Origin of the sequence: Caballeronia sp. LjRoot29 (assembly GCF_964252755.1) — a bacterium.
GTDB lineage: Bacteria > Pseudomonadota > Gammaproteobacteria > Burkholderiales > Burkholderiaceae > Caballeronia.
This window is the reverse complement of sequence record NZ_CAXUPU020000109.1, coordinates 1-313: the sequence shown is the minus strand read 5'-3', so window position 1 is coordinate 313 and position 313 is coordinate 1. Positions and strand designations below refer to the sequence as shown.

Annotated in this window: 1 protein-coding gene; it reads right to left on the bottom strand. The window is 62.3% G+C overall.

Annotated features, from left to right (window positions below; translation table 11 throughout):
• Window positions 1-84: 84 nt before the first annotated feature.
• A partial coding sequence (locus ACSQ83_RS35970; RefSeq protein ID WP_436231383.1) for a transposase domain-containing protein occupies window positions 85-313 on the bottom strand: 229 nt, incomplete at its 5' end.

Genomic DNA, 313 nt, shown 5'->3' with positions numbered 1-313 from the left:
ACCGCACCGCGACGACCGAGGTCGGCGATGTCCAAAGCGAAGGATGGGAGTGAGCGTCGGCGTGGGGCCGACGCATCGGAAGCGTTAGTCGGCGGTTGGTTTGCGTCGAGCGAGCCGCTCGCCGATGTTGAATGGCAGCAAGTCGCTCACGTCGGCACCGGCCGCACGCTGCGGCAACTCGGTGAGCACTTCGCACAAGTACTCGAACGGCTCAACGTTGCACGCCCGACAGGTGAGCATCAAGCTGTAGATCGTTGCACTGGCTTTCGCCCCGGCCACCGTATCATTGAACAACCACGATTTTCTGCTGGTC